General features: G+C 74.5%; 20 protein-coding genes. 12 read left to right on the top strand and 8 right to left on the bottom strand.

Features of this window, described 5'->3' with window-relative positions:
• Window positions 1-459 (bottom strand): VOC family protein (locus ACIQU6_RS35425; protein ID WP_403485830.1); only part of this gene is annotated, 459 nt, incomplete at its 3' end.
• Between the two features lie 221 nt (window positions 460-680).
• Here ACIQU6_RS35425 and ACIQU6_RS35420 point away from each other — a divergent pair.
• The 3 genes from ACIQU6_RS35420 (at window position 681) to ACIQU6_RS35410 (ending at window position 3,744) form a co-directional block, all read left to right on the top strand.
• Entirely contained in the window at window positions 681-2,279 is a 1,599-nt protein-coding gene (locus tag ACIQU6_RS35420) for an ABC-F family ATP-binding cassette domain-containing protein (RefSeq protein WP_403485825.1), read from the top strand.
• Window positions 2,280-2,629: 350 nt separating this feature from the next.
• Window positions 2,630-2,851 carry a helix-turn-helix domain-containing protein gene (locus tag ACIQU6_RS35415; protein WP_043263790.1) on the top strand — a complete coding sequence of 74 codons (222 nt, stop codon included), beginning with the start codon at window positions 2,630-2,632 and terminating at the stop codon, window positions 2,849-2,851.
• Between the two features lie 113 nt (window positions 2,852-2,964).
• Window positions 2,965-3,744, top strand: coding sequence for an enoyl-CoA hydratase/isomerase family protein (locus tag ACIQU6_RS35410; RefSeq protein WP_403485824.1), 780 nt, complete (start codon window positions 2,965-2,967; stop codon window positions 3,742-3,744).
• Window positions 3,745-3,753: 9 nt separating this feature from the next.
• Here ACIQU6_RS35410 and ACIQU6_RS35405 read toward each other — a convergent pair whose 3' ends face one another.
• Complete coding sequence (locus ACIQU6_RS35405; RefSeq protein WP_403485823.1) at window positions 3,754-4,518, bottom strand: hypothetical protein; 765 nt, start codon at window positions 4,516-4,518, stop codon at window positions 3,754-3,756.
• 234 nt (window positions 4,519-4,752) lie between these two features.
• Here ACIQU6_RS35405 and ACIQU6_RS35400 point away from each other — a divergent pair, with 234 nt between their 5' ends.
• Genes ACIQU6_RS35400 through amaP form a run of 5 tightly spaced genes read left to right on the top strand, consistent with a single transcriptional unit; the run spans window position 4,753 to window position 7,105 of the window.
• A complete protein-coding gene (locus tag ACIQU6_RS35400; RefSeq protein WP_403485822.1) occupies window positions 4,753-5,214 on the top strand; it encodes an Asp23/Gls24 family envelope stress response protein in 462 nt (153 codons plus the stop codon).
• Between the two features lie 36 nt (window positions 5,215-5,250).
• A complete protein-coding gene (locus tag ACIQU6_RS35395; protein ID WP_274916384.1) occupies window positions 5,251-5,448 on the top strand; it encodes a hypothetical protein in 198 nt (65 codons plus the stop codon).
• Window positions 5,449-5,455: 7 nt separating this feature from the next.
• A complete protein-coding gene (locus ACIQU6_RS35390; RefSeq protein ID WP_403485829.1) occupies window positions 5,456-5,848 on the top strand; it encodes a hypothetical protein in 393 nt (130 codons plus the stop codon).
• Window positions 5,845-6,492, top strand: a complete 648-nt coding sequence (locus ACIQU6_RS35385; RefSeq protein WP_403485821.1) for a DUF6286 domain-containing protein — start codon at window positions 5,845-5,847, stop codon at window positions 6,490-6,492. The genes ACIQU6_RS35390 and ACIQU6_RS35385 overlap by 4 nt, the downstream gene beginning before the upstream one ends.
• A gap of 4 nt (window positions 6,493-6,496) precedes the next feature.
• Window positions 6,497-7,105 carry an alkaline shock response membrane anchor protein AmaP gene (amaP, locus tag ACIQU6_RS35380; protein WP_403485820.1) on the top strand — a complete coding sequence of 203 codons (609 nt, stop codon included), beginning with the start codon at window positions 6,497-6,499 and terminating at the stop codon, window positions 7,103-7,105.
• A 255-nt stretch (window positions 7,106-7,360) separates the two neighbouring features.
• Here amaP and ACIQU6_RS35375 read toward each other — a convergent pair whose 3' ends face one another.
• The 5 genes from ACIQU6_RS35375 to ACIQU6_RS35355 all read right to left on the bottom strand — a co-directional run bounded on the left by ACIQU6_RS35375 (window position 7,361) and on the right by ACIQU6_RS35355 (window position 12,235).
• A complete protein-coding gene (locus ACIQU6_RS35375; protein WP_403485819.1) occupies window positions 7,361-8,116 on the bottom strand; it encodes an SDR family oxidoreductase in 756 nt (251 codons plus the stop codon).
• A gap of 4 nt (window positions 8,117-8,120) precedes the next feature.
• Entirely contained in the window at window positions 8,121-9,905 is a 1,785-nt protein-coding gene (locus ACIQU6_RS35370) for a glycoside hydrolase family 15 protein (RefSeq protein ID WP_403485818.1), read from the bottom strand.
• A gap of 29 nt (window positions 9,906-9,934) precedes the next feature.
• Window positions 9,935-10,810, bottom strand: a complete 876-nt coding sequence (locus ACIQU6_RS35365; RefSeq protein WP_403485817.1) for an SURF1 family protein — start codon at window positions 10,808-10,810, stop codon at window positions 9,935-9,937.
• A 96-nt stretch (window positions 10,811-10,906) separates the two neighbouring features.
• Window positions 10,907-11,140, bottom strand: a complete 234-nt coding sequence (locus tag ACIQU6_RS35360; RefSeq protein ID WP_403485816.1) for a hypothetical protein — start codon at window positions 11,138-11,140, stop codon at window positions 10,907-10,909.
• Window positions 11,141-11,203: 63 nt separating this feature from the next.
• Window positions 11,204-12,235 carry a DEDDh family exonuclease gene (locus ACIQU6_RS35355; RefSeq protein WP_403485815.1) on the bottom strand — a complete coding sequence of 344 codons (1,032 nt, stop codon included), beginning with the start codon at window positions 12,233-12,235 and terminating at the stop codon, window positions 11,204-11,206.
• Window positions 12,236-12,514: 279 nt separating this feature from the next.
• On the opposite strand from ACIQU6_RS35355, the gene ACIQU6_RS35350 reads away from it, so the two are divergent.
• The 4 genes from ACIQU6_RS35350 (at window position 12,515) to ACIQU6_RS35335 (ending at window position 15,225) form a co-directional block, all read left to right on the top strand.
• Entirely contained in the window at window positions 12,515-12,706 is a 192-nt protein-coding gene (locus tag ACIQU6_RS35350; protein WP_403485814.1) for a hypothetical protein, read from the top strand.
• Window positions 12,706-13,416, top strand: coding sequence for an SDR family NAD(P)-dependent oxidoreductase (locus tag ACIQU6_RS35345; RefSeq protein ID WP_403485813.1), 711 nt, complete (start codon window positions 12,706-12,708; stop codon window positions 13,414-13,416). The genes ACIQU6_RS35350 and ACIQU6_RS35345 overlap by 1 nt, the downstream gene beginning before the upstream one ends.
• A 133-nt stretch (window positions 13,417-13,549) precedes the next feature.
• Entirely contained in the window at window positions 13,550-14,464 is a 915-nt protein-coding gene (locus tag ACIQU6_RS35340; RefSeq protein ID WP_403485812.1) for a sterol desaturase family protein, read from the top strand.
• On the top strand, window positions 14,461-15,225 hold the full coding sequence (locus ACIQU6_RS35335; protein WP_403485811.1) for a lysoplasmalogenase: 765 nt from the start codon (window positions 14,461-14,463) through the stop codon (window positions 15,223-15,225). The genes ACIQU6_RS35340 and ACIQU6_RS35335 overlap by 4 nt, the downstream gene beginning before the upstream one ends.
• Before the next feature lie 83 nt (window positions 15,226-15,308).
• Here ACIQU6_RS35335 and ACIQU6_RS35330 read toward each other — a convergent pair whose 3' ends face one another.
• On the bottom strand, window positions 15,309-16,802 hold the full coding sequence (locus ACIQU6_RS35330; RefSeq protein ID WP_403485810.1) for a S8 family serine peptidase: 1,494 nt from the start codon (window positions 16,800-16,802) through the stop codon (window positions 15,309-15,311).
• Window positions 16,803-16,890: the final 88 nt, after the last annotated feature.

Genomic DNA, 16,890 nt, shown 5'->3' with positions numbered 1-16,890 from the left:
GGGGGGGGGGGGGGGGGGGGGGGGGGGGGGGGGGGGGGGGGGGGGGGGGGGGGCCCCCCCCCCCCCCCCCCCCGGCCGGTAGGTGCCGAAGCTCCAGACGGTGCCCTCGGCGTCGCGCGCCAGATAGTCCCGGGAGCCGTACTCCTGGTCCGTCGGCGGCACCAGGATCTCCACCCCGGCCCGCCGGGCCCGCTCGCAGTGCGCGTCGGGATCGTCGACGATGACGTACACGCCGCTCGACCCGGCGTCGCCCAGCGCCTCGTCGAAGGGGCCGCCGTGCCCCTTCGAACCGAGCATCACCACCCCGTCGCCGTGGGCGAGTTCGGCGTGCAGCACGGTGCCGTCCGCGCCGTCGTACCGCGCGGCGACGGTGAAGCCGAACGCCTCCGTCAACTGCCGGATGGCGCCCGGGGCGTCCCGGTAGAGCAGCGTGGGGAACACCCCCGAAGTGCCCGCCATGTCGATCACCGCACCTCTCGCGTCGTCGGACGGCCCCGTGCCGCCCCCACTCCTGTGTCCTGCCTCACAGTCTGACGGCGGGGTCTGACAACGCAGGAAATCGACTTGCACCGGCCCGTTAGACTGCCTGCATGGCAGTTCTCCTCTGGGTTCATTAGACGGCGTAGACCGCTCTCGGACCGTCCGTCCAACCCGCCGTCTTCCTGCCCTGGAGTTTTCCCGTGATCACCGCTTCCGGCCTTGAGCTGCGCGCCGGCGCCCGAATCCTCATCGAGTCCGCCTCCTTCCGCATCGCCAAGGGCGACCGCATCGGCCTGGTCGGCCGCAACGGAGCCGGCAAGACCACCCTCACCAAGGTCCTGGCCGGTGAGGGCATGCCGACCAGCGGCTCGGTCGCCCGCTCCGGCGAGGTCGGCTACCTCCCGCAGGACCCGCGCACCGGCGACCTCGACGTCCTCGCCCGCGACCGCATCCTCTCCGCCCGCGGCCTGGACACCGTGCTGCGCCGGATGCGGGAGAACGAGGACCGGATGGCGAACGGCAAGGGCGCCACCCGCGAGAAGGCCATGAAGAAGTACGAGCGGCTGGAGACCGAGTTCCTCACCAAGGGCGGTTACGCGGCCGAGTCCGAGGCGGCCACCATCGCCGCCAGCCTGGGCCTGCCGGACCGGATCCTCGCCCAGCCCCTGCACACCCTCTCCGGCGGCCAGCGGCGCCGCGTCGAGCTGGCCCGGATCCTCTTCTCGGACTCCGACATCCTGCTGCTCGACGAGCCCACCAACCACCTCGACGCCGACTCCATCGCGTGGCTGCGCGACTACCTCAAGAGCTACCGCGGCGGCTTCATCGTCATCTCCCACGACGTCGACCTGGTCGAGACGGTCGTCAACAAGGTCTTCTACCTGGACGCCAACCGCTCGCAGATCGACGTCTACAACATGGGCTGGAAGCTCTACCAGCAGCAGCGCGAGGCCGACGAGAAGCGCCGCAAGCGCGAGCGGGCCAACGCCGAGAAGAAGGCCGCGGCGCTCAACTCCCAGGCCGACAAGATGCGGGCCAAGGCCACCAAGACCGTCGCCGCGCAGAACATGGCCCGGCGCGCCGACAAGCTGCTGGCCGGCCTGGAGGCGGTGCGGGTCTCCGACAAGGTCGCCAAGCTGCGCTTCCCGGACCCGGCGCCGTGCGGCAAGACCCCGCTGACCGCCGAGGGCCTCTCCAAGTCCTACGGCTCCCTGGAGATCTTCACCGACGTCGACCTCGCCATCGACAAGGGCTCCCGGGTCGTCATCCTGGGCCTCAACGGCGCCGGCAAGACCACCCTGCTGCGGCTGCTGGCGGGTGTCGAGACGCCCGACACCGGCGAGGTCCGCCCCGGCCACGGCCTCAAGCTGGGCTACTACGCCCAGGAGCACGAGACCCTGGACCCGGACCGCACGGTCCTGGAGAACATGCGCTCCGCCGCCCCCGACATGGACCTCGTCGAGGTCCGCAAGGTGCTGGGCTCCTTCCTGTTCTCCGGTGACGACGTCGACAAGCCGGCCGGCGTGCTCTCCGGTGGCGAGAAGACCCGCCTCGCCCTGGCCACCCTGGTCGTCTCCTCCGCCAACGTCCTCCTCCTCGACGAGCCCACCAACAACCTCGACCCGGCCAGCCGCGAGGAGATCCTCGGCGCGCTGCGCACCTTCACCGGCGCCGTGGTGCTGGTGACCCACGACGAGGGCGCGGTGGACGCGCTGACCCCGGAGCGGATCATCCTGCTCCCGGACGGCGTCGAGGACCTGTGGGGCCAGGACTACGCGGACCTGGTCGCCCTGGCCTGATCTCCGAGGTGCCGGTGCCGCCGGTTGGATCACGCCCGCTGGATCATTCGGCCCACGGGTGATCCATCATCTGAGTGAGAACGGCTCGTACACCGGCGAGCCTGCGACATCCGGCCGGGCCCCACGGGCCCGGCCGGCATCTTTTCTACGGCACACCACCTGACCTGGCACTTTTCGGGCACCCGGTGGTGTGCGCGAGTTCCGGGGCGTGCGGCGGCGGCGAGGCGGACCGCGCCGGCCGCCCGCGGCACGGCAAAGGATGTCTCACATACCTTGCGGAATGGGTGGCCAGGAAGCCGGGGAGGGGTGATCATGAGAGTCCAGAGCGCACTTCCCACGAGGAGGCACGGGTGGCCGAGACTCTGAAGAAGGGCAGCCGGGTAACCGGCGCTGCGCGCGAAAAGCTCGCGGCAGACCTGAAGAAGAAATACGACGCCGGAGCGAGCATCCGGGCGCTGGCCGAGGAAACCGGCCGCTCCTACGGATTCGTGCACCGGATGCTCAGCGAATCCGGTGTGGTCCTGCGCGGTCGCGGCGGAGCCACGAGGGGTAAGAAGGCCGCCTCGGTCTGAGGGCCGCGGCTCCGGGTGCATGCGGTGCCCCCGGCCGTCCCAGCAGTCGGCCGGGAGGTTACCGTTCAGTCACTTACGCACGCAGGTGCGGTGGCTGACTCGGAGGCGCCCTCATGACTCTGCTCGACAAGCACGGTGTGCGGCTCACCGTGGACGACGCGATCGCCACGGTGACCCTCGCCAACGCGGCAAAGCGCAACGCACAGAGCCCCGCCATGTGGCGGGCGCTGGCCGAGGCGGGCTCGCTGCTGCCGGGGAACGTCCGGATCGTGGTCCTACGCGGAGAGGGCAGGTCCTTCTCCGCGGGGCTGGACCGGCAGGCGTTCACGCCCGAAGGGTTCGACGGCGAGCCGTCGTTCCTCGACCTGGCACGCGATACGGATGAGGCGTTGGACGCCACGATCGCCGAGTACCAGGAAGCGTTCACCTGGTGGCGGCGGACCGACCTGGTGTCCATCGCCGCCGTCCAGGGGCACGCCATCGGCGCGGGCTTCCAACTCGCCCTCGCCTGCGACCTGCGGGTCGCCGCCCAGGACGCGCAGTTCGCCATGCGTGAGACCAGCCTGGGCCTGGTTCCGGACCTGACCGGCACCCACCCCCTGGTGGGGCTGGTCGGCTACGCCCGGGCGCTGGAGATCTGCGCCACCGGGCGCTTCGTGCACGCCGACGAGGCCGGACGGATCGGCCTGGCCAACGTCGTGGTGCCCGGCGATGAACTCGACGGCGCGGTGGCCGACTTGGCCGCCGCGCTGCTCGCCGCGCCCCGGGACGCGGTCATCGAGACCAAGGCCCTGTTGGCCGGCGCCGCGGGCCGCAGCTACGAGGAGCAGCGCCGCGCCGAGCGGGCCGCCCAGGCGCGGCGGCTGCGGGACCTGGCCGGCGCGGGGGACTGACCGGCGGCGTCAGCGGTACTGGACCGCGGTGATCAGCACGGCCGCGGTCTCCGGTGCCGGTGGTGGGCCGGTCACCGCCCGGCCCACGGCGCGGGCGACGTCCAGGGGGCGGTGACCGGCGGCGGTCGCCAGTTGGATCAGTATGTGCGTCCCGTCGTCGGTGCGTGCCACCGGGCGGGAGCGGCCGGCCAGGGCGGGGGCGAGTCGGGCCACCCCGGGTACGGCGAGGATCCGGGCGGCGAGGTCGTCCGGAGCTGCCGGGGCTTGCGGGCCGGGGGAGGTGCCCCGGTCCGGGGCCCCGGTTTCCGCTCCGGTCCGTGGAACTTCCGCTTCCGCGGCGCCCGGTGAGGCTTCGCCGCGTGGTGCGTCCGCGGCCGGCTCGTCCAGGAGGCCGGTGATCCGGAGGTCCACGGCGGTCAGGCGGAGCCCCAGGTCGCGCTCCGCCGCGGTCAGCAGCGCCGTCCGCAGGCGGGCGGCGAGCGGGGGCAGGGGGCAATCCGGCGGTGCGGTGACGTCCGCCGTGAGGCGCAGGGGGCCCGGGGGCAGGGCGCTGGGTGGGGGCGGGACGGTCGGCGCGGGGGCGTCGGCCGGGGCGTCCAGGGCGAGCCGTAGCGCGCTCAGGCGGATGCCGGGCGGGATGCCGGGGGAGCGCAACAGGGCGGTGCGGGCGGCGCGTTCGGAGATCCAGGCCCCGTCCGCCGGGCCGCCGAGCGGCAGCACCCGGCCGAGGCCGAGCTGTGCCCGCACCGTGCGCGCCACGTCGTTCGCGACCACCGCGTCACCCCTTTTTCCGGGCCCGTTCCGGGCCACCTCCCCAGCCTGCCGCAGTCGGTCCGCCCCGGCAGGCCGGGCACTCCGCTGCCCCGTCCCCGGGGCGCGCCCCGTCCGCCGCCCCTACTGTGGGGAGCGCCATGAGCGGGACGAATGGGGTGAATGGGGTGAGTGGTGTGGATCGGGTGAGTGGGATGGGTGGGGTGGTTGGCGTGAGTGGGAGAGGGGGTGGGGGCGATGGCTGAGGACGGGTCGGGCGCGGAGGCGGTGCGGCCGCCGGTGAAGCGGGGCGGGGGCGACCCCGCGACCCGTGGGCGGACCACCATCGCCGACGGCGTCGTGGAGAAGATCGCCGGGCTCGCGGCCCGGGACGTGGTGGGCGTCCACGCGATGGGCAGCGGGTTCGCCCGGACGCTCGGCGCGGTGCGCGACCGGGTGCCCGGCGGCGGGCGGGCGGCCACCGCGACGCGCGGGGTGAAGGCCGAGGTCGGCGAGGTGCAGACCGCGCTGGACCTGGAGATCGTGGTCGACTACGGGGTCGCCATCGCGGAGGTGGCCCGGGCCGTCCGGGAGAACGTGATCTCCGCCGTGGAGCGGATGACCGGCCTGGAGGTCGTCGAGGTCAACATCGCGGTGAGCGACGTGAAGTTGCCCGACGAGGACGACGAGGACGAGGAAGCGGAGCCGCGGCTCCAGTGACCGGGACGGCCGGAGCGGCAAGCGAAGGAGCGCACGATGAGCATGGCCGTGATCGGCCTCGTGGCCGGGATGGCGCTGGGCTTCGCCGGGTACTTCGGCGGGTTCGGGGCGTTCATCCTGGTCGCGGCGCTGGGCGTGGTGGGGTTCGTGGCCGGCAGGTTCCTCGACGGGGACCTGGAGGCCGGGGAGTTCTTCCGCACCCGGACCGGTGACCGCGACGACCGGCGGCGGTGAGCGGCGGATGGCGACGGTGACCGGGCCCGCCGCTGCCGCCGACGTGCCGGCCGGCGAGCGCGGGGAGACCAGGGTCGCGGACCGGGTGGTCGCCAAGATCGCGGCGCGGGCGGCCCGGGAGGCGCTGCGTGCGGCGTCCCCCGGGGTGCCCACCGACGCGCACGCCACGGTGACGGTGGACCGCCGCGAGGTCCATCCGCCGTTCGGCGAGGCCCGGCTGCGGATCGCCGTGGAGCTGGCCTATCCCGCCCCGATCGGCGCGCGGTGCGGCCAGGTGCGGCGTCAAGTGACCGCGCGTGTGAGCGAGTTGGCGGGGATGGTCGTCGCCGAGGTGGCGGTGCAGGTGGAGCGGTTGAACTCGCCCCTGTTGACGGACCGGGGGCGGGAGCGGGTGCGATGAGCGCGGGACGGGGTGCGGTCGGGGCCCGTCAACCGGACCGTTCCGAGGGCGGGTTGGCGGTCGGGCCGGACGCCGTGGATCCCGAACCGGTCCACGCCGACCGGCGCGCGGGGCGCTTCTGGTCGGCCCGGCGGGTGCCGGCGGCGCTGGTCGCGCTGGTCCTGTTGGGCGCCGCCGGGCTGCTGCTCTACGACGTGGCGGCGGTGCGGGCCGGCCGCGCCGCGATGGCCTGGCGCCGGCGGCTGGCGCACGAACTGGCCACCCGGCACCTGGATGACCCCTGGGTGTTGGGGGTCGCGGCGGCCGCGGTGGTCCTCGGGATCTGGCTGCTCACGCTGGCCGGCACGCCGGGTCTGCGGGCGGTGCTGCCGATGCGGCGGGCCACCCCCGGCGTCCGGGCCGGGCTCGACCGGCCGGCCGCCGCGCTGGTGCTGCGCGACCGGGCCATGGAGGTCTCCGGAGTGCAGTCCGTGCGGATGACCGTCAGCCGCCACCGGGCGCGGGCCCAGGCGGTGGTGCACTTCCGGGAGTTGGACGAGGTCCGCGGCGACCTCACCACGGCGCTCGGCGACGGACTGCGGCAACTCGGCCTGCCGCACCGGCTGCGGCTGTCCGTCGACGTCCGGCGCCCCAAGAGGAGGTGAGGGCGTGACGCGCACCGTGCACGCCGCGGTCAACCGGGTGTTGCTCGGACTGGTCGGGCTGCTGCTGCTCGGCGGCGGCGCCCTGGCGCTGCTGGGCGGCCTGGACCTGCCCGCCCGTTGGCACCTCGCGCTGCCCGCCGGCTGGCCCTGGGCCCGCCCGGACGCGGTCCCGCTCCCGGCGGGTGACCGCACCCGGTTCACCGACCGCGGCTGGTGGTGGCCGTCGGTCATCGCCGGGCTGGCCGTTCTGGTGCTGTTGCTGCTGTGGTGGCTGCTGGCCCAACTCCGGCGGCGCCGGCTCGGATCGCTGCTGGTCGACACCGGGGACGGGGAGGGCGCGGTGGTGCGCGGGCGGGCCCTGGAGGCGGTACTGGCGGCCGAGGCGGCGGCGCTGGACGGCGTCGACCGGGCGGCCGTCGTGCTGACCGGCCGCCGCATGGCGCCGCAGGCGCGCGCCCTGGTGGTCCTCGCCCCGCACGCCGACCCCGGGATCGTGGTGCTCCGACTGTCCGAAGGGGCGGTGGCGCACGCCCGCGAGTCGGCTGGCCTGGAACGGCTGCCGACGGAGGTCCGGCTGCGGGCGGTCCGCCACCGGGCGGAACGGGTCAGCTAGGGCGGGTGGGGCTAGGGGGTGCGCGGTTGACCTGCCCGCCTGTGAAGCCTTCCGCTGACGGCCGGAAGGCGCCGACAGTCGGCAGTCGCACGGGAGTTGAGTGGCGGCGGTGGCCGTACAGCCGCGTCCCAGCGGTCTTCGCGGGAGCCGGGCGAAGGGGACTCCGACGAGAATCGCGCGAACCCGCCCCGGCCGGGCGTCCGTCGCGTCGGCCGGGGCGGTGCCGTGGGCGGCGCGAACGCCACCGGGTGGGACTCAGAAGCCGCGGCGGGCCCCGCCGTTCACCGGGACCATCACGCCCGTCACGTAGGACGCGGCGGGGGAGAGCAGGAAGGCGGCGGTGCGGCCGAACTCCGCAGGGTCGCCGTAGCGGCGCAGCGGGATGGCGGCGCAGTTGCGGGTGCGGGAGCCCTCGGGGTCGCCGGAGGCCGCGTCGATCTGGGCCATCCGGTCGGTGGCGATCCGGCCGGGCAGGACGCCGACGACGCGGATGCCGCGCGGGCCCAACTCGTCGGCGAGGGACTTGGCGAAGCCGGCGAGGCCCGGGCGCAGGCCGTTGGAGATGGTGAGGCCGGCGATCGGCTCGTGCACCGAGCTGGAGAGCACGAAGCCGATGACGCCGCCCTCGCCCAGCTCCGCGGCGACGGTGCGGGCGAGCCGGACCGCGCCGAGGAAGACCGTCTCGAAGGCCGTCTGCCACTGCGCGTCGGTGGTGTCGGCGGTGGTGCCGGGCGGCGGGCCGCCCACGCTGACGAGGACGCCGTCCAGTCGCCCGAAGCGCTCCCGGGCGGCCGCCACCAGGCGGGCCGGCGCGTCGGGGTCGGCGTTGTCGGCGGCGACCCCCAGGGCCCGCTCGCCCAGGGAGGCGGCGGCCTCGGTGGCGGCCTCCTCGGTGCGTCCGGTGAGCACGACGTTGGCGCCGTCGGCGACCAGTTCGCGGGCGGTGGCGAAGCCCAGGCCCCGGGTGGCGCCGGTGAGGAGATACGTCCGGTCGGTGAGTCCAAGATCCATGGCCCTAGTCTGCCCCCGCGCCGTCGTGCAGCGCGAAGGCGGTCCCCACCAGGCCGATGTGGCTGAACGCCTGGGGGAAGTTGCCCAGTTGGCGCCCGCTGGCCGGGTCGTACTCCTCGGCCAGCAGCCCCACGTCGTTGCGCAGCGTCAGCAGCCGCTCGAACAGCGCCCGGGCCTCCCGCCGGCGCCCGGTCAGCAGCAGCGCGTCCGCCAGCCAGAACGAGCAGACCAGGAACGTGCCCTCGTCGCCGGGGAGCCCGTCCACGGGGGTGCCCTCGGTGCTGTAGCGGCGCATCAGGCCGTCGTGCGTCAGCTCGCGGCGCAGGGTGTCGACGGTCGAGAGCACCCGGGGGTCGTTGCCGGGGAGGAAGCCGACCCGTGGGATCAGCAGCGTCGCGGCGTCCAGTGCCGTCGAGCCGTAGGACTGGGTGAAGGTGCCGCGCTCGGTGTCGTAGCCGCGCGCGCAGACCTCCCGGTGCACCTCGTCGCGCATCGCCCGCCAGCGGTTCACGTCCCCGCCCGGCCGCGGGTGCGCCTGCAGCACCTTGACCGCACGGTCGGCCGCGACCCAGGCCATGACCTTGGAGTGCACGAAGTGCTGGCGGGGGCCGCGGATTTCCCAGATGCCCTCGTCCGGGTCGCGCCAGGTGGACTCCAGGTACTCCACCAGCGCCCGTTGGATGCTCCAGGCGTGCGGCTTGACCGGCAGCCCCGCGGCGAGCGCGGCGTGGAACGAGTCGATCACCTCGCCGTAGACGTCGAGTTGGCGCTGCCCGACGGCGGCGTTGCCGATCCGCACCGGCAGCGAGCTCTCGTACCCGGACAGCCAGGGCAGTTCGGTCTCCGGCAGCCGCCGCTCGCCGGCCAGCCCGTACATGATCTGGAGGTCGTCGGGGGAGCCGGCCACCGCGCGCAGCAGCCAGTCCCGCCAGGCGTCGGCCTCCTCCAGATAGCCGGCGGTGAGCAGGGAGTTCAGGGTCAGGGTGGCGTCGCGCAACCAGCAGTAGCGGTAGTCCCAGTTGCGCACCCCGCCCGGCTCCTCGGGCAGCGAGGTGGTGGGGGCCGCGACGATCCCGCCGGTGGGCGCGTAGGTCAGCGCCTTGAGGGTGATCAGGGAGCGGATCACCGCGGCGCGGTACCGGCCGTGGTAGCGGCACCGCGCGGACCAGGCGTGCCAGTCCTCGGTGCTGTCCGCGAGGGCCGTGAACGGGTCGATCTGGTCGGGCCGGGGCTCGTGCGAGGGGTGCCAGCTCAGGACGAACGCGGTGCGCTCGCCGGCGGCGACGGTGAACTCCGAGCGGGTGCTGAAGTCCCTGCCATAGGTGACGCCGTCGGTGGGGGTGCGCAGCCACACCGAGTCCGGGCCGGCGATCGCGACCCGGCTGCCCTCGGAGGCGCGCACCCAGGGCACCACCCGCCCGTAGTCGAACCGCAGCCGCAGCACCCCGTGCATCTCGACCCGGCCGCGCAGCCCCGTGACGACCCGGACGACGTCGGGCATCCGCTCGCGCTGCGGCATGAAGTCGGTGACCTTGACGCTGCCCTCGGGGGTCTCCCAGACGGTGTCCAGGATCAGCGAGTCCCCGCGGTAGCTACGGGTGGAGAGGGCCTCCGGCGACCGCGGGGCCAGCGTCCAGTGACCGTTGTCCCGGCCGCCGATCAGGGCGGCGAAGCAGGCGGCGGAGTCGAAGCGGGGCAGGCAGAGCCAGTCGATGGAGCCGTCCCGGCCGACGAGCGCGGCGGTCTGGAGATCGCCGATGAGTGCGTAGTCCTCGATGCGTGGGTGCACCCCGCGGCCCTTCCCGCGGGGCGCGGGCGTTACTCGGGGGTGGCGGCCGTCCGGGCTACCGGCTCGCCGGCGGCGGCCTGTTCGGCGTCGTCGGCCTTCTCCGGCGCCGCGACGGCCTCCCCGGACTCCGCGGTCCCCTCGGCCTCCTTGGCGGCGGCCGCCGCCCGGTCGCGGCGCTCCCGGCGTACCAGGACGACCCAGCCGACCGGCACCGCCGCCGCGAACAGCCACCACTGGATCGCGTACGCCATGTGCGGGCCGATGGAGTCGTGGTCCGGCTCGGGCACCAACTCGGGGGAGTTGTTCTTGGTCTTGGGCGCGGTCTGCTCGATGTAGCCGCCGAGCATCGGGCGGCCCACCCGCTTCGCCTGCTGCTTGCTGTTGATCAGCATGACCTGGCGGGGCGGCAGGCCCTTGGTGTCCTTGATCCCGCTGACCGCGGTGGTCTCGTCGACCATCATCCGGCCGGTGACGGTGACCGTGCCCTTGGGGGCGGCCGGCACGTCGGGGAACTTGGTGAGGTCGTTGCCGGGCGCGATCCAGCCGCGGTTGACGACCACGGCGTCGCCGTCGGGCAGGACGAGCGGGGTCAGCACGTAGTAGCCAATGGACTGTTCGTCGGCGGCGGTGCGCTGGCGGACCACGACCTCGTGCGCGGTGTCGTACGTTCCGGTGGCGGTGACCCGGCGCCACATCTCGCCGTGCGGCAGGTCGCGGCCGACGGCGGCCAGCTCGGTCACCGGGACCGGGGTGGCGGCCAGGTTGTGCGCGATCTGCGCGTTCTGCGCCACCTTGTGCTGATGGCGGTGGAACTGCCAGAACCCCAGCTTGATCATGAGGGGGATCAGGACGAGCCCTAGGAGGGTGAGGATCACCCACTGCCGGGTCAACAGGAAGCGGTACACGGCTGCGACGGTACCCCCCGACCCTGGGCGCCCGGCCCGCGGGGTCCCCCGGCGGGCCGACGGGGCGCCGCCGCGCGCCGCGCTCGCGCCGGGACGTCAGACCCGGTCGACGATGCCCACCTGCCCGGCCGAGCGGGCGCAGTGCGCACCGCAGTACCACTGCCCGCTCGCCTCCACGCCCTGCCCGATGATCTGCACCCGGCAGTGCTCGCAGATCGGCGCCATGCGGTGGATGGCGCAGGCGAAGCAGTCGAAGACGTGCACCGCACCCTGGGCGTGCACCTCGAACGTCATTCCGTAGTCGTTTCCGCAGACCTCACAACGTGTCATGCGCCACAGACTGGGGGCGGGGGTACGAGCGGGCGCGGCGCCGGCGGGTGTGTTGACCGGGCTTCACCCGGACGCGGGCGCCGCCGGCTGCACGTCCCGCAGCAGCTGCATGAACGCCGCCTCGTCGAGGACGGGCGTGCCGAACGACGCGGCCTTGACCGCCTTGGAGGTGCGGGCGTCGGGGTCGTTGGTCACCAGCAGACTGGTCAGCCGGGAGACGCTGGTGGCCACGTGCAGCCCGGCCTCGACCGCCCGGTCCTCCAGCAGCTCGCGGTCCACGGAGGTGTCCCCGGAGAAGGCGACCCGCATCCCCTGGACCAGCCGGCCGCCGGGCTCGTAGCGCCCCGGGTTCTGATACGGGCAGGCCGGGCGCTTGCGGGCCGGCCGCCAGGAGGTGGGGCGGTAGGACGAGCCGGTGGGGTGCGCGCGGGGCGCGGGGGCGTCGGACCACTCCGTCAGCGGCTGGCAGCTCAGCAGCGGCAGCCGGACGTTCGCCTGCGCGGCCCGGCGCAGGCTGGGGCGGAACGTCTCGGCCAGCACCCGGGCGTCGTCCAGGGCGTGGTGGGCCTGCTCCTGTATGACGCCGTAGTGCGCGGCGAGGGATTCCAGCTTGTGGTTGGGCAGCGGCAGGCCCAGTTCCTTGGAGAGCGCGATGGTGCACAGCCGCTGGCGCACCGGGGCGACGACCGCGGCCCGGGCGTACTCCCGGGCCAGCATCGACCAGTCGAACATGGCGTTGTGCGCGACCAGCACCCGGTCCGCCAGCCGGGCCGACAGCTCCGGCACGATCTCCGGGAAGAGCGGAGCGCCCTCCAGCACCGCGCTCGTCAGGCCGTGGATCCAGACCGGTCCGGGGTCGCGCTGCGGGTTGACGAGGGTGTACCAGGAGTCCTGGAACTCGCCCTGGGCGTCGAGTTGGTACACGGCGGCGGAGATGATCCGGTCGTCGCGGGCCAGGCCGGTGGTCTCCACGTCGACCACCGCGTATCCCTGCGGATACCCGGCCGGCCAGTCGGCCGGCGGCGTCTGCGGGCCCGGCTGCCGGCCGATCTTCGGCGCGATCGAGGGGGCGGCTGCGCTGTGGTCTTCGAGCATGGTCACTGAGGATACGGGCCGCCACCGACAGCCACCGCATCGCCGGGGGACGGAACGGGCCAGATGCGGTGCCCGCCGGGGCCGGCGCGCGGGTCAACGGGGCGGCGCGGGGCCGCGGTCGTCGCCCCGCCCGCCCAGCTCCGGCCGGGAGCACGGTCTTTACCCCCTGTCGGCCGCGGTGCGACGGTGTGACGGACGCCTCGCACGACCCGCGCCGCACGGACCACTCCGATCACTTTCGACCACACCGATGACACGGACGACGAAGGGCGGTACGCCATGGCAGGCACACACTGTGGAGCCCGCACCGCGGCCGGGGCCGCCGCGGACGCGCCGGCGGCCCCGGCCCGGGCCGGCACGGGCACCCAACGGGCCTGCCCCGGAGCCCCGTTGGGCCCGCGTCCCGCCGGGTGGCGGCGCGGCGGCGCCCCGCCCCCGGCCCGCGACCGGCGGCGGGACGGGGGCGCGTGATGGAGCTGCAAGCCGGGCAGGTCGCGGTGGTCACCGGCGCGGCGGGCGACCTCGGCCGGGCCCTGGCCCGGCGCCTCGCCCTGGAGGGCCTGCGGGTCGTCCTCGCCGACACCGAGGAGGAGCCGCTGCGCGCCCTCGCCGACGAACTCATCGCGGGCGGCGCCGAACTGCTGGCGCGCACCGTCGACGTCGGCGAGCGGGCGGAGGTCGAGGCGCTGGCCGGCGCCGCCTACGACACCTTCGGCGCCGTCCATGTGCTGTGCAACAACGCCGGGACGGGGCGCGGGGCCGCGGGGCCGCTGTGGGAGCACGATCCCGCCGACTGGCGGCGGTCGTTCAGGGCGAACGTCCTGGGCGTGCTGCACGGCGTCCGGTGCTTCCTGCCCCGGATGGTGGCCTCCGGGGAGCCCGGCCATGTCGTCAACTCGGCTGTCGCGGACGGCGGGTGCGCGCCCCCGGGTGCCGCCTCCGTGCCCGCCGCCACCGGGGCGGCGGTGGTGGCCCTGACCGAGACCCTGCGCGCCCAACTGGCGGCCGCGGGCGCCCCCGTAGGAGCCTCGGTGCTCGTCCCCGGCCCGTACGGGCTCGACGGTGCCGGGCCGCCGGTGCCGCCCGCCGCGGTCGCGGAGGTCGCCGGGCGGGTCGTGGACGGCATCCGGGGCGGCCGTTTCTGGATGGTGCCGCCGGGCGCGCGCACCGAGGCGGAGTGAGGGATCGCGGGCGACCGGCGACCCGCTGGGGCTACCGACGGTACGCCCAGGCGGGAAGCTGACGCCAGGTCTTACATACTTCTGAGTAACTACCCCTAGCGGTACGCCCGGTGGCGCACTTATGGTGCGGGGCATGCCGCACCTGCCCGATGTCGTCCTGTGGTCCGTACCGGCCTTCGTCGTGCTCACCGTCGTGGAGATGGTGAGCTACCGCCTGCACCCCGACGAGGACGCCGAGGGGTACGAGGCGAAGGACGCGGCGACCAGCGTCACCATGGGGCTGGGCAGCCTGGTCTTCGACGCGCTGTGGAAGATACCGATCGTGGCGATCTACTCCGCCGTCTACGAGTTGACCCCGCTGCGCATCCCCGTCACGTGGTGGACGCTGCTCCTGATGCTGCTGGTGCAGGACTTCTTCTACTACTGGTCGCACCGCGGCCACCACGTCATCCGCGTGCTGTGGGCCTGTCACGTGGTCCACCACTCCAGCCGGCGGTTCAACTTCACCACCGCGCTGCGGCAGCCGTGGACGACCTGGACGGTCTGGCCGTTCTACGTGCCGATGGTCGCGTTCGGCGTGCACCCCGCCGTGATCGCCTTCACCTCCGGCGCCAACCTCGTCTACCAGTTCTGGGTGCACACCGAGCGGATCGGGACCCTGCCCCGGCCGATCGAGTTCGTCTTCAACACGCCCTCGCACCACCGCGTCCACCACGCCTCCCAAGGCGGCTATCTGGACCGCAACTTCGGCGGGATCCTGATCGTCTGGGACCGGATGTTCGGCTCGTTCGTCCCCGAGGCCGAGCGGCCCGTCTACGGGCTCACCAAGGACATCGACACCTTCAACCCGCTGCGGGTCGCCACCCACGAGTACGCCGCCATCGCCCGCGACATCCGGGCCGCGGACGGTTGGGGCGAGCGCGCCGGGCGGGTGTTCCGCGGGCCGGGCTGGCAGCCGGCCCGGGTCCGCGCCGCGGTGGCGGCGGCCGAGGCCGAGAACGCGGCGGGACGCGCCGCGGAGCCGGCGGTGGGGGAGCCCGCCGCATGAGACCGCTCGCGCCCCGGCCGCGCGCCGCTCGGGTCCTGCTGGCCGTCTTCGCCGTCCTGGCCGTCGGCCACCTCGTCGCCCTGGTGGCGCGCGCCGCCGCCCCAAGTGGCGGTGGCACCGCGGGACTTGCGGACACCCTCGTCCACCTCACCAAGCCGGCCCTGATGCCGCTGCTGGCCGCGTACGCGCTGACCCGCGGCGGACCGCCGCTGCTGGCCGGGGCGCTGCTGTTCGGCTGCGGCGGCGACACCCTGCTCCAACTCGACGGCGGCACCGCGTTCCTGGTCGGCATGGGCTCGTTCGCGCTCGGCCACGTCTGCTACCTGGTGCTGTTCGCCCGGCACGGCGGGCCGGTCAGCACCCGCCGCTCGCGCAGCGCCACGACCGCCGGGCTGTACGCGGCCGCGCTGGTCGCCACCACGGTGCTGCTGTGGCCGGACCTGCCGGCCGAGCTGCGGGTGCCGGTGGCCGGCTACAGCCTGCTGCTGACCGCGATGGCGTTCGGCGCGCTCCGGGCGGGCCGCCGGGCCGCCGTGGGCGGGCTGCTCTTCCTGCTCTCCGACTCCCTGCTCGCCGGCGGCCTCGCCCACTGGCCCCAGCTGCCCGTCCCGCAGTTCTGGGTCATGCTCACCTATACGGCCGCCCAATGCGGCCTGGCCGTCGGGGTGTTGGCGGCGGCGACCGGACCGGCCGACCCCGCGCCCGCGGAGCCGCGCGCCCCGGTGGACCGGCTCGCCGCCGCCCTGGGGCGCGCGGGGTGACGGGTGGTGGCGGGCCCGGCCCGCCACCACCCTGGACGCGCCCTACCGCGTCGCGTTCACCCCCTGCGCCGCGTTCAACGGGCTCACTCCGTCACCGCGTTCAGCGCATCGACGATCCCGTAGCCGAAGTGGCTGTTGACGTACCGGGTGCCGGTGCAGGTGGCGTCGCCCGTCGGGCACCCGGGATTGTCGGCCTGCTGCTTGAGCAGCCACCGGATCTCCTGCGGGCTCGCCTTCGGGTGGGTGCTCTTCAGGAGCGCCGCGACGCCCGCGACGTGCGGCGAGGCCATCGAGGTGCCGGCGTAGAAGGCCCAGTCGCCGCCGGGGATGGTGGACAGCACATTGCCGTTCTTGGCGGGCGGTTCGGGCACCTGCCGGGTGTCGCCGCCCGGTGCCGCCACGTCGATCTGCCCGAGGCCGTAGTTGGAGTAGCCGGACTTGAGCCGGTGCGAACCGGTCGCCGCGACGGTCACCGTCCCCGGGAGCTGGGTCGGCACGTCCCAGCACCGCGTGGGGTCGACGGTGCGGTTGACCGGCGTGGAGTCGTTGGGGCTGGCGGTGTCGGTGAGCTTGTCGGCCGCGAGGTCGGCGTTGGCGTTGCCCGCCGCCGCGACGTTGACCACGCCCCGGTCCTGCGCGTACTTCGCGGCCCGGCCGACCGCGTCAACGATGGCGGCCTGATCGGCGTCGTCCTTGCAGTTGAACATCCACGGGTCCACGTAATAGCTGTTGTTGGTGACCTGGACGTGGTGGTCGGCGGCGAAGACGAAGGCGCACACCACGCTCTCCGCGTAGAACAGGCCGGTCCCCGGCTCGCTGACCTTGAGGGCGGAGACCCGCACGCCGGGCGCGACGCCGGTCACCCCCACGCCGTTCCGGGCCGCGGCGATGGTGCCCGCCACGTGCGTGCCGTGGGCGTCGGTGACCGGGTCGTAGGGCCGCCAGGCGCCCGGGGAGGTGTCCGGCACCCCGCCGACGCAGTTGGCGGACTGCCGGGCCGAGAAGTTCGGCTTCAGATCGGGGTGGGTGTCGTCCACGCCGGTGTCGATGACCGCGACGGTCACCTTGCGGCTGCCGGGGTTCACCTTCGCCGCCAGGTCGGCCCGGATCGCGCGGATGTCCCACTGGAGCGGCTCCAGCGGCTCCTCGCCGGTGGCCCGCGCGGTGCGCTCGGCCGCCGCGCGCTGGGCCTCGGTGATCCGCTGCGGCTTTCCGACGTCGTCGGTGCCGGACTGCCTGAGCGGCGCGGTGCGGGTCGCGCCGGCCGACTGCACCCCCGGCACCGTGCGGATGCCGGCGGCGAACCGCGGGTCGGCCGCATGCGCGACGATCACCCCGATCCGCTCGTGGGCGGTGACCACCGTGCCACCGGCCCGGCCTATCGCCCGCTCGACCTTGGCGACGGTGGCGTGGCCGGGGACGGTGTTGACCACGTACGACAGCAGCGGGCCGCCGGCCCGGGGCGTCGCGCCGGCCGCGCTCGGCAGGAAGCCGAGGGCGGCGGCCAGCGCCAGCCCGAGTGGTACGGCCAGGGCCCGCAGGCGTCTGTTCCGGGGACGTGAAAGGGGACGTGCCATGGGTACTCCACCTCATCCGTCGGACCGCCCGCACGCGGGGTGCGTACGGGCGGATACATGACAGGCGAAGCTAGCGGCGCGCGCCGAC

The organism is Streptomyces sp. NPDC090442 (genome assembly GCF_044769405.1).
Taxonomy (GTDB): Bacteria; Actinomycetota; Actinomycetes; order Streptomycetales; family Streptomycetaceae; genus Streptomyces.
This window is presented reverse-complemented; position numbering and strand designations above follow the sequence as displayed.